At 37.8% G+C, this 15,196-nt stretch carries 10 protein-coding genes; all 10 read left to right on the top strand.

Annotated elements, in window-relative coordinates:
• Positions 1-54: 54 nt before the first annotated feature.
• Positions 55-954: a hypothetical protein gene (locus DW159_RS06690; protein WP_117549598.1), complete on the top strand. Its 900-nt coding sequence runs from the start codon at positions 55-57 to the stop codon at positions 952-954.
• Positions 944-1,588: a hypothetical protein gene (locus tag DW159_RS06685; RefSeq protein WP_117549596.1), complete on the top strand. Its 645-nt coding sequence runs from the start codon at positions 944-946 to the stop codon at positions 1,586-1,588. Before DW159_RS06690 ends, DW159_RS06685 begins: the two co-directional genes overlap by 11 nt.
• A 38-nt stretch (positions 1,589-1,626) precedes the next feature.
• Positions 1,627-1,827: a helix-turn-helix domain-containing protein gene (locus DW159_RS06680; protein WP_117549594.1), complete on the top strand. Its 201-nt coding sequence runs from the start codon at positions 1,627-1,629 to the stop codon at positions 1,825-1,827.
• Positions 1,828-1,842: 15 nt separating this feature from the next.
• Complete coding sequence (locus DW159_RS06675) at positions 1,843-4,131, top strand: AAA family ATPase (RefSeq protein ID WP_117549592.1); 2,289 nt, start codon at positions 1,843-1,845, stop codon at positions 4,129-4,131.
• Complete coding sequence (locus DW159_RS06670) at positions 4,124-4,732, top strand: hypothetical protein (RefSeq protein ID WP_117549590.1); 609 nt, start codon at positions 4,124-4,126, stop codon at positions 4,730-4,732. Before DW159_RS06675 ends, DW159_RS06670 begins: the two co-directional genes overlap by 8 nt.
• An 80-nt stretch (positions 4,733-4,812) precedes the next feature.
• On the top strand, positions 4,813-6,915 hold the full coding sequence (locus DW159_RS06665; RefSeq protein ID WP_117549588.1) for a type I restriction-modification system subunit M: 2,103 nt from the start codon (positions 4,813-4,815) through the stop codon (positions 6,913-6,915).
• Between the two features lie 12 nt (positions 6,916-6,927).
• The gene (locus DW159_RS06660; protein WP_117549586.1) at positions 6,928-8,223 is read left to right on the top strand and encodes a restriction endonuclease subunit S; all 1,296 of its coding nucleotides are present in this window, start codon (positions 6,928-6,930) and stop codon (positions 8,221-8,223) included.
• Positions 8,216-11,284 (top strand): type I restriction endonuclease subunit R, encoded by a 3,069-nt coding sequence (locus DW159_RS06655; RefSeq protein WP_199412494.1) that lies wholly within the window; start codon positions 8,216-8,218, stop codon positions 11,282-11,284. The genes DW159_RS06660 and DW159_RS06655 overlap by 8 nt, the downstream gene beginning before the upstream one ends.
• Positions 11,285-11,298: 14 nt before the next feature.
• A complete protein-coding gene (locus DW159_RS06650; protein WP_117549583.1) occupies positions 11,299-14,133 on the top strand; it encodes an AAA family ATPase in 2,835 nt (944 codons plus the stop codon).
• Positions 14,130-15,194 (top strand): 5-methylcytosine-specific restriction endonuclease system specificity protein McrC, encoded by a 1,065-nt coding sequence (mcrC, locus tag DW159_RS06645; RefSeq protein WP_117549581.1) that lies wholly within the window; start codon positions 14,130-14,132, stop codon positions 15,192-15,194. The genes DW159_RS06650 and mcrC overlap by 4 nt, the downstream gene beginning before the upstream one ends.
• The last annotated feature ends 2 nt before the right edge of the window (positions 15,195-15,196 follow it).

Here is a 15,196-nt window from a genome sequence, read left to right as displayed (position 1 = left end):
TGCCATAGTTGGTACAGTTAGTAGAGTTGGTATTTTATAAACGAGGGACAATCAATGACAAATAATGAGAATATAAGGCTCTGCGGCGGTACTTTTTTTACACTGCTGTTGGAGGCCAGAAAACCAAGATACGGTGTGCGAGAACACTATATGGGAGATACTGATGGTTTATCCGAGCCAGAATCGTTGATAGGATTATCAAAGGTAATTGTTCCGGATTTTCAGGAACCGTTAGAATCTATGATGAAAACAATTAAGGGAAATACATTTGATTACAAAAGTTGCAAAAACAAAGGTGGTACATATTTCCCTTTCAGTGATAGAACAGCATTAAAGGCGTTCAATCAGAGAATTAGTGATAATTACAGTGAAGCTTTAAATGCTATGATTGCTTTCTGTGCAGAGTATCTTCATATGAAAGACACCACAAAAAAAGACGAGACACTTGTTAAAGCGCTCGTCGAATTAATTGATAAAGATGAAACTATTCTTCCTGAACAGCCTTTTTATGTTTGTGAGAACGGAGATACACTTAGTAAGGAACAGATAATAAGGAAAACAGATTTTTGCTTTCAGGCATTTCTTCTTGGTGTATTTCATTTCACTGTGATGCGTAAGGAGGCAGCTACAATCGGAAGAGATACATATGATACTTGGTGCCCTCCTAAAGGCGGTGCGCCGAGGGTGTATGAAGGTGATATGGGTGAAGGAATAAATCATCAGATACTATTGTCTTATGCGTTTGTTGCAGAGAGCATAGAACCAGAGGAAGTAGATGACGAGACTGTAGTTATTGAACCTGTTGAGTCGGAACAAAAAGATGGTGATGAGCCATCAAAGAAGAATGCACCACAGATGACTTTCAACTTTAATGTCACTGGTAACAATAATAGCTTTTATAACCATGTCGACACAGTGAATAATTTCTACGGAGGAAAGAAGAATGGAGAATAAACTTCAGTCTGTTGGACCTACTGTGTTACAGCAAAATGACACTCCCACAGAAATCAATCTTCCGGGAGATGGCAATACACTTATTGCTCATGCAGATAACGTCAAGAACGAATACAAAACCATGATATTGGTTAGCTCTTTGCCAAATGGAATGTATCAGAACACGCCGATGCAGGTGACATTGAATTTGGACTATTACAATTTGATTGTTGTTGCAGGTGATGAACTTGATGGGACAGGCCATGTAATGGTGGATAAAGACAGAGCTATTACAGAAAGTACATCAGATGATTTGAAAAAGAAGTATGCGGCATTAACACCGGAGGCTATAGCTGAAATAAAAATGTTTCCTACAATCATAGCTACAGAAAACCATAGTTATGGCAAAACCGATGATAATCACTACGCACATTATGGGATTATTACCGATGTGAAGGTGCAGGATAATGGAATCAAAGTGTATTATCAGCTACTTAATGCGATTCCACAGCAAAAACTGAATGAACTCATATATGAATTGGGGCTTCAAGGTAATACGAATTTTAACGAACTCAATCGTATGCATTGGGCTATAAAGAGAATAAATATGGTGGAGGTCTTAGGTGAAAACGGTATTCCACTATTTAGAATGTAACATTAACACTCATTGAAAATATTCATGGAGGTAAGAAGATGAGCGAAGAATATGAAAGCATGCAGGTAGAAAAATGGGTCAATCTTGAGGATGTCGCAGAGCATTTGAGTTTGAGTCAGGATACTGTAAGAACATGGATTAAGGAAGGAAAACTTCCTGTTTATAAGGCAGGTAAAAGATATAAGTTCAAAATCTCTGAAGTAGATGAATGGGTTAGAGAAGGAAAAATTAAAGAATAAGGAGGAGGTTTTATTATGAAGCCAAAGATGCAATCAGCTATTGAAAAAATAACACTAAATGACGCCACATTTACAGGTGAAGTAATAGAGCCGACATTCGTTAATTTTTTCTATGGTAAAAATGGTGCTGGTAAGTCTACCATAGCGAGAACAATAAAGTCAAATTCAGAGGTTGAATGGCAGAACGGAAAGTCTGTGTCAGATTATGATGTCTTGGTTTATGATACTGATTTTGTAAATGCTAACTTTGCAAACTATGATAATTTAGCAGGTGTATTTACAGTATGCGAAACCAATATTGAAGTACAAAAGAAATTAGAAGAATTAGCTGAGCAGAAAAAACAAAAGGGCGAAGAATACAAACAAGCCAAGGAAACCGCTGACAAGAAGCAAGGCGAAAAAGATACTGCGCTGATAGAATATCAAGAAGAGTGTTGGAAACAGACAGAAAGGATGCGAGTAGTATTTGATGCTGTTATCACCGGTAAAAAGAAGAAGGCATTATTCGCTGAAGAGATATTGGCCATAACCCCAGTTGACCATGATTTTTCTGAACTGGAATCAACGGTAAATACAATATTTCACGGTGATGATAAAAAATATGCAGTTTATGCGAAGGCTGGTAAGGCGACCTACGCGTCTCTTCCGGGATATGAGCTTATGGGTAAGGCAATTGCAAGCAGTAGTGAAACCCCATTTGCAAGTTTCATTAAAGCGTTAAATGCAACTGACTGGGTAAGACAAGGTCATTCACATTACGCTGGACAGACGAATGGCAAGTGTCCATACTGCCAGCAGAAGTTGCCAGAGGATTTTGACCAAGATATAGCAGCTTGTTTTGATGCACAGTATCAGTCGGACATAACGGAAATAACAAAATTCCAGTCTGTATATAAATCCGAGATGGATTCAATATTGAAAACCCTTCAGGGTAATCTCGGCGAGATTATGCCGGGATTAAACATTGAGCCGTATCAAACCAAATTAAAGATGTTGCAAGATGCAATCACTATTAACAATCAGCGCATTGCTGCCAAGGTTAAGGAGCCTACGACGATTGCATCGCTTGAGGATATAGATACACTTCTTCTGGATATAGGTGCAATTATCGATAAGCTGAATGCTCAAATTAGTGCCAGAAATAATATTGTTAGCGATATTAAGAACCAAAAAATCAAGTGTAAGAAAGAAGTGTGGGAGTACCTTGCTTATGTGCTAAAGGATGTTGTTAAGACATATCGAGACACCATCACGAAGATTTCTGTTGATGTTTCAGCTCTGAATACACAGATGAAAACATTGATTGCTGAGGGTAAGCAGCTTAACAATGATATTGCAGAACTAAACAAGCAGGTCGTAAACACAGAAGCAGCAATAGAAGGTATCAATAGAATAATTCACACATCCGGTTTTCAGGGATTCAGCTTAAAAGCCAAGGAAGGCGTTCAGAACACATATGAAGTAATTCGTCCGGACGGAAGCATTGCTGAAAAGCTGTCTGAAGGCGAAAGAAACTTTATTGCATTCCTGTATTTTTATCATTTGGTAAAGGGTAGCTATAGTAGTGATGAGGTGAAAGAAAAAATCGTTGTTATTGATGACCCTGTATCAAGTATGGATAGCGGAGCATTGTTCATAGTCAGTGCTCTTGTAAGAGAAATGATTGAAGTTTGCTATAACAATACTGACTATAGAAGTCAGAAGGTCGATGGTGATTACATTAAGCAGATTTTTATTCTGACGCATAATGTTTATTTCCACAAGGAAATTACGCATCATCAAGTGAAACGTTATCGTAGTGTTTCGTTCTATTTGATTCGTAAAACAGATAATGTTTCAGGAATTATTTTGTGCGTGAGAAAGAGTCAAACGGTGCCGACAGAAATAGAAAATTATAATCCAATTCAAAACTCATATGCAGCTCTATGGGATGAGTATAGAGAACTTAAGACAGTTAACACTCTGACAAATGTCATTCGCCGTATATTAGAGTATTACTTTATTCAACTTTGCGGTTATGATGGAAATGACTTAGTAAAGATTGTTCTTGAAGATAACAAAGAAAAGTTCATAGATTACGAAGAAGGTAAAAAACCTAACTATGACAGATACCATTTAGCGTCTGCATTGCTTTCTTATATCAACGAAAGTCCTGCAATTATTAGTGATGGATTAAACTTTGTTGAGGATGGAACTGATGTTGAACAGTATAAGACTGTATTCAAATTAATATTCGAAGCAATGCAGCAGGAACAGCATTATAAGATGATGATGAATATTGAAGAAGAGGTGGAACATGAGTGATGATAAGTCTCAATCAAAGGAAATAAATATTCCGGGAGATGGACATACATTCATAGGCAATGCTAATGAGGTGAACATTAGTGGACCGGCCAATGTTTATCTCGCTGGAGAGGCAGTAAAAAGTGAAGTGGTTCCTTTTGGAAAAATCACAATTAGCTTAGAGGATTCAAAGCTGCTGGAAGAATTCAAAAAAGACTACGACGAGCTTGTGATTAAATGCATCAAAACGGATTTTACAGTTCCCGGAGTTGATATCAATCTTTACGACGAGATTGATATAAGCTATCGCGAAAAATGGGACGTGAAAATGTTGAAGTTCAAGAATAAGGAGCTTCGCAGAATTATTTTTGATACGATTGGTGCACTTAATGATTTGACACAGTATCTCACAGATGAATATATGCGTGCTTTAGAAACGCCACGTGGATATGTGCTAATTGCAAGAAATGAGTCTTGGGAGCAAGGCTGTAAACTAAGAGAGGTATTAAGACCTCAAACTACAAAATTAAGATATAAGCTGAGAGATTTATATAGGGAGCTTCATCCGGAGGAATACGAAGGAATGCCACCTTTTGATGATTATCCAGAGGATGAAGACTAAGTCCGTATTTTGGGACACCTAAGAATTAAGAATAGAACTATGCTGGGAATGGTATATTCCCGTGATTGGAGGATAAAGCAATGGCTAACAAACAAGTAATTGATGCAATGTGGGATGATTCCCCAGTCGATGTATCTACAGAAGTGAATTTTATCTGGTCTATCGCAAACAAGCTGCGTGGTACCTACCAGAGTGATAAGTACAAAGATGTTATTATTCCGATGGTTATTATACGTCGTTTTGAGTGTGCGCTGGCACCTACAAAGCAGAAGGTAGTTGAGCAGTTCAAGGCAAATCCGAACTATCCTGTTAAAGCTATGTATCGTATTTCTGGATTCCAGTTCTACAATACCAGTGAATTTGACCTCGCAGAGCTTGTTAATGACGCAGACCATCTTGCTGCAAATTTCAAAGCATATCTGCAGAGCTTTTCACCTAATGTTCAGGAGATTATCGTATCTGCTGAAAAGGGTCTGGATTTCTATAAGCAGATTGACAAGATGGATAAGAACAACCGTCTTCTTAGTGTTGTTAAGGCTTTCTCTGAGTTAGACCTTAATCCGCGTACAATTGATAATGTAAAGATGGGATACATTTTCGAGGATTTAATTCGTAGATTTTCTGAAAATGCTGAAGCTGGTGACCACTACACAGGCCGTGACATCATCAAGCTTATGGTAAATATCCTTCTTGCTGAAGGCTGCGATGATATTTTTGATGACGGAAAAGTTATAACTGTATTAGACCAAGCTTGTGGTACTGGTGGTATGCTTTCTACAAGCTATAACTTCATCAAAAGATATAATCCTACAGCTGATGTGCGCCTTTTTGGTCAGGAAATCAATCCGGAGTCTTATGCAATCTGTCTTGCAGAGATGATGATTAAAGGACAGAATGCAGAAAATATCTGCTATCAGGATACTATGAAGGCAGACTGCTTCAAAGATACCAAGATGCGTTTTGTAATTGAAAATCCTCCATTTGGTACTCCTTGGGGAGGTAAGGACGCTGCAGAAGGTGTTGAAGATGCAGTAAACGACGAGTATAAAAAAGGATTTGATGGTCGCTGGGGCGCAGGTCTTCCGGGTTCTGGTGATATGCAGATGCTTTTCCTTCAGTCAGCTATTGATAAGATGGATGATAATGTTGGACGAGCTGCAATTATTGAGAATGGTAGTCCGTTATTTAATGGAGGGACAGCTTCAGGTGAGAGCCAAATTAGAAGATGGGTTCTTGAAAATGATTTAGTAGAGGCGATAATAGCACTCCCAACTGAATTATTTTATAATACAGAAATTGCAACATATATATGGGTTCTGTCTAAAAATAAAAGAGCTGAAAGAAAAGGAAAAATTCAACTTATTGATGCATCAAATATATATCACAAGCTTCGTAAAGCTCTCGGTAAAAAGAAAAATGAAATTTCTCCTGATGATAGGTCTAAAATTACGAAGTTGTATTTTGATTTTATTGAAAGTGAAGAAAGTAGAATATTTAAGAATGAGGACTTTATTTACAGAGAATATGCAATTATGCAACCTTTGCAAAGAAGTTATGCAATTACAGAAGAACGGGTTCAGTATATGCTTCAATCCGGTGCTTTAAGTACATTATATGATGAAGCAAAAGTCAATGAGTTGGAGAATGCAGAGGAACTTACTGGAAAAGAACAGAAAAAACTTGAAGGCTATTTAGAAAATAAACCTGTCTACGATGCAATAATCGAAGCTTTAGAAAACTCTTTATCAGACAAAAAATATATGTCTGAAAAAGAATTTTTACCAGTATTAACTGATGTTTTAAAGAATGCAACAGCTGACAAGAAGATTATTTCAAAGATAGCATATGGTTTATCTGAAATGGATAAAAGTGCAGAAATCCAGAAAGATAAAAAAGGAAATATTATTTACGATAAGGATTCAAAGGATATAGAACTTGTTGCTTATGAAGAGGATATTCAGGATTATATGGATAGAGAGGTCATTCCGTATGTACCTGATGCAAAAGCCTTTTTTGAGGAGAATTTAGGAGCAAAAAAACCGGTTATAAAAACTGGAGCAGAGATTCCGTTTACAAGAACTTTTTATAAGTATCAGGCTCCACAGTCAAGTGTAGAACTGGCTGATAAATTTGTTGAACTTGAAAGAATGGTATCAGAAAGTATAGAAAAGTTATTTGGTTAAGGGGGGATAGGAATGAGTGAAATGAAAGACACAGGCATTCAATGGCTTGGCGAGATTCCATCCTCGTGGGAGTTAAAAAAGATAAAATATGTTTTACGAGAACGAATAGAAAAGAATAATCCTATAAGAACTTCCTTTATTTTGTCACTGACAGCTAAACAAGGCGTTATTCCATATAGCGAAAAGGAAGGTGGAGGAAATAAACCGAAGGAAGATGTGTCTGCTTATAGATTAGCGTATCCGGGAGATATTGTTATGAATAGCATGAATATCCTTTCAGGTTCAGTGGGGCTCTCTAATTATTTTGGCTGTGTTAGTCCAGTGTATTATATGCTTAGGCCCAAAGAAACCGAAGACGATGTGCGATTTTATAATTATATTTTTCAAACTACATTATTTCAGAGAAGTCTATTTGGGCTTGGCAATGGTATTCTTATAAAGGAGTCTGGTAACGGAAAACTGAATACTATTAGAATGAGAATACCTATGGATAAATTTGGTGGACTATACATCCCGGTAGCTCCTGTGAATATACAGCAACAAATTGCAGATTTTCTTGATGAAAAGTGTAAAGAAATTGATACATTGCTTGCAAATATACAATGCGAAATTGATGTATTAGAAAGTTATAAGTGTTCTGTAATTTCAGAAGCTGTAACTAAGGGATTAGATTTTAATTCTAATACTAAAGAAAGTGGCGTATTCTACGTTGGACCAATTAATGAAAGTTGGAGTATGTCAAAAATTGGGTATATTTGTACGAAACTTTCAAGAACATTTGAGGCTGAGGATACGGCATTGGTTTGTTCTAATAAGGGGAAGGTGTTAGTACGAGATGAAAACGCTGTTGGAAAAATGGTAAGTGAAGATAATGCTATGCAAGGAATCCGAAAAGGAGATATTGCAATTCATGGTATGGATACGTGGCATGGCGCGATTGCATTATCAGATTTCGATGGGAAAATTACAAGAGTTGTTCACGTATGTGATAGTACTGAGGATAAGAGATTTGTTGTTTATTATATGCAATATCTTGCTTATCAAGGTGTATACAAATTGATTTCAAATGGTGTACGTGGTAATACAAGTGATTTCCGTAGTTGGGATAAAGTGAAAGATATCTATATTCCATTGCCAAAATCAAAAGAAGAGCAACATAAGATTTGCGATTATTTAGATAAAGTATGTGCAGAAGTAGAGAATGCAATAGAGAAGAAAAAAGAACAATTAGGTATACTTGAAGAGTATAAAAAAACTTTTATTTATGAATATGTAACCGGAAAGAAGGAGGTGCCAATCAATGGATGAGAAGATGACTCAGACAATTGATTTTGAAGAAACTCAAAATGCAGCGAATACTGCAAAAAGAGTAGCAGCCTACGCTGATAGGATTATTCATCATGCATCCATTGTATCTGAAAAAGAGTATCAGAAGTTCCTTCTTGAAAGACTGGAAAAGGATAATGGATACATCATACGTAAGGCCAGTAACTTTGACCGTTATTTCGCTGTTGACCGCGAGATGCTATTTAAGTTCTTGAGTGATACACAGCCAGAAGCAATGGAATATCTCAGAAAGATTTATAAGGCTGATTTGGAAGAGACCATAGTTAGCTTTATTAACGCTGAGACGACTAAAGCTCGTGGTAGCCTGATTGAAGTATTGAAGCATGGTATTGAGCTTTCAAATCAGAAGCTTGAACTGATGTATACCAAGCCAGCTACGACTTTTAATCTGGAATTAACAAGAAAGTATGGACAGAACATCTTCTCTGTTATGGAGGAGGTGTGGGCCAGTGATAAAGAACGAGTTGATGTTGTTATTTTCCTGAATGGCCTTGCTATTATGTCATTTGAGTTAAAGTGCAATGCTGCAGGTCAGTCATATCAGGATGCAATTTATCAGTTCCGTACAGACAGAAATCCAAAAACAAGATTATTCATGTTTAAGGCGGGAACACTTGTAAACTTTGCGATGGACTTAGAGGAAGTATACATGACCACCAAACTCGATGGAGATGCTACATTCTTCCTTCCATTTAATATGGGTAACGGTGAAGGTGTGACTGCTGGCGCCGGTAATCCTATATTTGAGGACAAATATAGTGTGTCATACATGTGGGAAGATATTCTTACCAAGGACACGGTACTCGACTTGATTAGCAAGTTTATCTTTATTGAAGTAAAAGAGAAAGTTGATGAGCAGACCGGAAAAGTTAAGCGTTCAGAAAACCTTATTTTCCCTCGATATCATCAGCTGGATGTAATCAGAAAAACATTAGCAGATGTAAGAGAGAATGGAACAGCACAGAATTATTTAATTCAGCATAGTGCCGGTTCCGGAAAAACAAATTCTATAGCTTGGCTTGCTCATAGACTCACTTCTCTTCATGATGCAAATAACAAAATAATTTTTAATAACGTTATCATCGTGACCGATAGAGTAGTTGTTGACCGCCAGCTCCAGAAGGCCATCATGGGTATGGAACATAAAGCTGGTCTCATCAGAGTAATGGATGATAAATGCAACTCTGCTGATTTAGCGATTGCATTGAACGGAAATACTAAAATCATAGCTACAACAATTCAGAAGTTCCCATATATCGTGGATAGTGTGGCCGGATTAAAAGAAAAGCGATTTGCTGTTATTATCGATGAGGCTCATTCCTCTACAGCAGGTAAAGATATGGCTGCGGTTACTATGGCTTTGGGGTCTGGTGAAGAAGTGGATGCTGATGTTGAAGATATGATTTCAAGTGAAATTAAGCGAAATGGTAAGCAGGCAAATGTATCAATGTTTGCATTTACAGCAACACCAAAGCCTACAACAATTCAGCTTTTTGGAAGACTGAATACAAAGGGACAGAGAGAGGCATTTCATGTTTACTCAATGAAGCAGGCTATCGAAGAAGGATTTATTCTTGATGTGCTTCAGAATTATACAGAGTATTCTACTTTCTATCAGATTAACAAAGAAATCGAGGATGACCCACGATGCAAGACCAATGAAGCAAAGAGACAAATTGCTCGATTTATAGAACTTCATGATACCAATATTGCGCAGAGAGTAGAGGTTATTGTTGAGCATTTCAGAACTTCTGTTATGCAGGAACTTGGTGGTCAGGCGAAAGCAATGGTTATCACTGCTTCTCGTCAGGGAGCAGTCAAATATCGTCAGGCTTTCGAAGACTATATTGCTAAGAAGGGCTATGATGGAATTCATGCTCTTGTTGCATTCTCGGGGAAGGTAAAACTTCCAGATGATGAATGTGAATATACAGAAGCTTCAATGAATGGATTTCCTGAAGACCGCTTAACAAAAGAATTTGATACAGATGCCTATCAAGTGCTTTTGGTTGCAAATAAATATCAGACTGGATTTGACCAGCCGAAGCTTTGTGCTATGTATGTGCTTAAGAAGCTGAAAGGCGTAAATGCAGTTCAGACTTTATCACGTTTGAACCGTATCTGTGCACCATATGACAAGAAAACATTTGTATTGGACTTTGTGAATACATATGAAGATATAAAGGCTGCGTTTGCACCTTACTACACAACGACATTGCTTTCTAATTCAGTTACGCCAAGTGCGGTATATGATTTGGAAGCTAAGATTGATGCATATGCAATTCTTGACCCAGTTGATATCGAAGCAGCAAATGATATTCTGTATTCGCAGAAAGTTACTGGTAAGCAGAAGCAGAGATTGACATTCTTCCTTCAAAAGAGCAAGAAGTTATTGGAACGTTTTGAATATGAAGAACAGCGTAATTGTATCGCGATTATGAGAAGCTTTGTACGATTCTATGAGTTTCTTCTTCAGGTTTCAAGCTTTGAGGATACTGACCTTCATAAGAAGTACAACTATATCGCCTATTTGCTTGCGTATATTAATATCAAACATCCCGGTGGTGGATTTAACCTTGACGGAAAGATTAAAGCTACAAACTTTGTGCAGAAGAAGGGTGAAGAGCACACAAAGCCTAACCTTGTTGCAAGTCCGGTTATGAAACTCCCTACAGCAGAACATTTCGGTTTGACTGAGGATAAAGAAAAACGACTGTCCGAAATCATTGATGAAATCAACAGTCGCACTGGCAAGAACTATGATAACGATGTCGTTGTAAAGGCTATGCTTCAGATTAGAGATATTCTGATGAAGTCAGATAAGCTTAAGACTAGTGCAAAGAATAATACACAGAAAGATTTTGAATTCTCTTATTTTGACGATATTGATGATGCCTTGATTGAAGGATTATCCCAGAATCAGGACTTCTTCTCACTCTTATTGTCAAATGATGAAATGAAGCATCAGGTGCTTGGTATTTTCTCTGATGAAATATACAAGAGCCTGCGTGATGCGAAGTAAGGCGGTGAATTATTATGTTTGATAAATTTCGATTAAAGGCTGCACTTGTTGAATATAAGAAGCGATTTGTTCAGACGCAGTGGCCAGATGAAAAATATAAATGGGAAGCAGTAAAGTGTTTTCAGGTCAATTGGGATGTGAATTCCGATGATTTTGCTGGAATGCTGACAAAGGCTTTATCGCAGACTGGAAACCTTCTGGCATCAGTAAATAACTTCCCGGCAAAAATGATAACTAAGTTTGCAGAGATTGCTCAGGAAGAAGTTAGAGCTATGTTCATCGAGCTTTTTGATGAGAGCAAGGATGTGTATGAGCGTATCGATAGCTTCAAGCAGAAGTCTAACAGCCTTCTTGAAAGATACGGTAATGGAGCGGGTCAGCACTATCAGTATGAAAATGCTATTTGCACATATCTCTGGTTACGCTATCCGGACAAGTATTATATTTACAAATTAAGTGAAATCAAGGCAGTATCCAGTGAGTTGGAGAGTGACTATATTTTCAAGAAAGGCGCCTACGCAGATAATATTCGCAATTTTTTTGCTTTTTACAATGAAATCTGTGCTGAGTTAAAGCAGGACGAAGAACTGAAGAATATGCTCGCTTCTCAGATAACAGGAACCTGCTACCCTGACCCAGAGCTTAGAACTCTTACAATTGATGTAGGCTTCTTTATTAGCAGATACTTGAATAAGGATGCATCTGCACCATCAACCGATGAGTGGTGGCCAGTAGATTATACACCTGCATTAACAGTCGATGACTGGGAGGCATTGCTTAACGATAGTGAAGTGTTCACAGACAGTAGCTTGGAAATCATGAAGCGTATGATTGATTATGGTGGAAAAGCTACATGTACCCAGTTAGCAATTAAATACGGTGAAAGTAAAAACTTCTACAATTCAGGTTCGTCTGCACTGGCAAGAAGGGTTGTTCAGAAAACAGGATGCCCAGTAATGTCTCGTGATGACGAGAACAGTAAGTGGTGGCCTGTTTTGTATGTTGGTAAAACTGCTAAAAAAGATGAAGAAGGCTCTTATGTTTGGAAGCTCAGAGGTGAACTTGCAGAAGCATTGGAGAGAATTGATTTGTCAAAAGTAAATCTTTACGCAAATCTGGCACCTCATTTCTGGAAAATTAGTCATGGAAATGATTGTATTTCAGAAATGGAAGCTGCATCTTTTGAGAAAAGAAGAGTTGTAGTTGTTCATAAAGATACAGCGGCAAAAGGTAAATCAAAAGTACCTCAGGGCGAAGACTTCATGGCTACAATGAAAAAGGGTGACTTTTTCTATTTGTGCCGTGGAAATAGTATCAGATTGTTGGGACGAATTGATTCCGATGAAGTTGATGAGAATCCTGAGAAGCAGGATGGCTGGTGTGAGAGAAGTTATACCATTATAGCTGAGTCACGTGATACAAGCGCATATACTGGCGATAAGAAATGGTGGACACCAAACGATAACTCTACCTGTATTTCTGTTCCAGAAAGTGAAATGCAGTTGTTTGAGGATTATATCCTGAGACCTTATTTCGATGTTACGAAAGAGGAACTCTTGAAAAATGATGCGTCAGGTCTTCGTTATTGGTTCTTAAACGCTAATCCCAAAATGTGGAGTATGGCGAGCATGCCTGTTGGCGAGGTTCAGGACTATACTCTGTATAACGACAATGGAAACAAGAGACGTATATTCCAGAATTTCTTAGATGCTAAAGCCGGTGATATGGTTATAGGTTACGAATCTACACCAGTAAAGCAGGTTGTTGCATTAATGCGAATTAGCGCTGAGCAGGATGGAGAGAAGATTTATTTTGAAAAGCTGGAAGGCTTATCTTCCCCGATTGATTTTGCAACCCTGAAGGAATGCTCTGAGCTTGAAAAAATGGAGTATTTCATAAATCCACAGGGTAGCTTGTTCAAACTTACTAAGGGCGAATATGAATTTATTCTGGATATGATTCGTGATGAGAATCCGGCACCTTCAACTAAGGGTAAGGATGAGTATAAAAAAGCTGACTTCTTAAAAGATGTGTACATGACTGAAGCTAAATACGACAGACTGGCAGCAGTATTGAAAAAGAAAAAGAACATCATCCTTCAGGGTGCACCGGGTGTTGGTAAAACATTTGCTGCAAAGAGACTGGCTTACTCTATTATGGAAGAAGTAGATGACGACCGTATCGAGTTTGTTCAGTTCCATCAGAATTATTCGTATGAAGATTTCATGATGGGGTATAAACCGGTTGATGAAGGCTTTGAACTTAAGTATGGAATTTTCTATAGGTTCTGTCAGAAAGCAGCTAACCATCCGGATAAAGATTACTTCTTCATAATTGATGAAATCAACCGTGGTAATATGAGTAAAATTTTCGGAGAACTGCTAATGTTGATAGAAGCAGACTACCGTGATAAGAAAGCAACACTTGCCTATAACGGACTGAGTTTTTCTGTTCCGAAGAGACTTCACATCATTGGTATGATGAATACTGCGGATAGAAGTTTGGCTATGATTGACTATGCGCTAAGACGCCGTTTTAGCTTTTTTGACATGGAACCCGGATTTGATTCAGAAGGTTTTATCAATTACCAGAAAGGATTTGCAAACGATACATTCAACACTCTGATTGAGCGCATCAAAGAACTTAACAAAGAAATAATGCAGGACAAATCGCTTGGTAAAGGTTTCTGTATTGGTCACAGCTATTTCTGTAACGCGGATGATTGCTCAGAAGAATGGATGAAGGATGTTGTCGACTTTGATATTTTACCTATGCTCAGTGAGTACTGGTTCGATGAGAGTGCGAAGCTACAGCGCTGGGAGAATATTCTGCACGGTGTATTTCAATGACAAAGGATAAAAGCATATTAATAAAAAACATATACCATATGCTGTCTTATGCATTTCAGACATTGAATCAGGAGAACTATGAGGATGTGGCGGTCGAATCATTTGATGAGATGTACGACCTTTTGGCTGCTATACTTGCAAAAGGAATCGGCATTCAGCTAAAGCAGGGTTTATATAGAGAGTATATAAATCGACAGGAAGTACTTCCTGTAATGCGTGGAAAAATAAATATGCCCGGCACCATAAAAAACCGTTTGGCTCATGAACGAGTTCTGACCTGTGATTTTGATGAGCTGTCTGAGAATAATCTCTTTAACCAGATTATTAAAACAACGGTTACATTGCTGTTGAGAAATGCGAAGGTAAAATCTAAATACAAAGATGACCTAAAAAAGAAGATGCTGTTTTTTTCCAACGTTGATACTTTGGAGCCGACATCAATCAGATGGTCATCTATAAGATTTCAACGTAATAATCAGACCTACAGGATGCTGATTAGTATTTGCCAGTTAATTATTGAAGGAATGCTTATTACGACGGACGCTGGTGATTATAGGTTGGCCTCGTTTGTTGATGAGCAACGTATGTGTAGATTGTATGAAAAGTTTATTCTGGAATATTACAGTCGACATTACCCGGAATTGACGGTAAGTGCATCCCAGATTCCTTGGTCTGTAGATGATGGCATCAGGACAATGTTGCCGGTTATGCAGAGTGACATTCATCTTCAAATGGGAAATATTGTGCTTATCATAGATGCAAAATATTACAGTCGCACAACGCAAACGCAGTATGATAAACACACTCTTCACTCTAACAACATGTATCAAATTTTTACCTATGTTAAGAATCGTGATTATGATTTTGGTGATGAAGAGCACAAGGTTTCGGGCATGTTATTGTATGCTAAAACGGAAGAAGAAATACAGCCAGACAATGTATATCAGATGCATGGAAATCAGATAACAGTAAGAACATTGGATTTAAACTTGCCCTTTGTCGAGATAGCAGAGCAGTTGAATACAATTGTGGAATCACACTTTAATATAGAACGGGGATGAAT

The organism is Coprococcus sp. AM14-16 (assembly GCF_003434675.1).
GTDB classification, from domain to species: domain Bacteria; phylum Bacillota; class Clostridia; order Lachnospirales; family Lachnospiraceae; genus Coprococcus; species Coprococcus aceti.
Note: the sequence above shows the minus strand (reverse complement) of the source record. Positions and strands in the feature narration are given on the sequence as shown.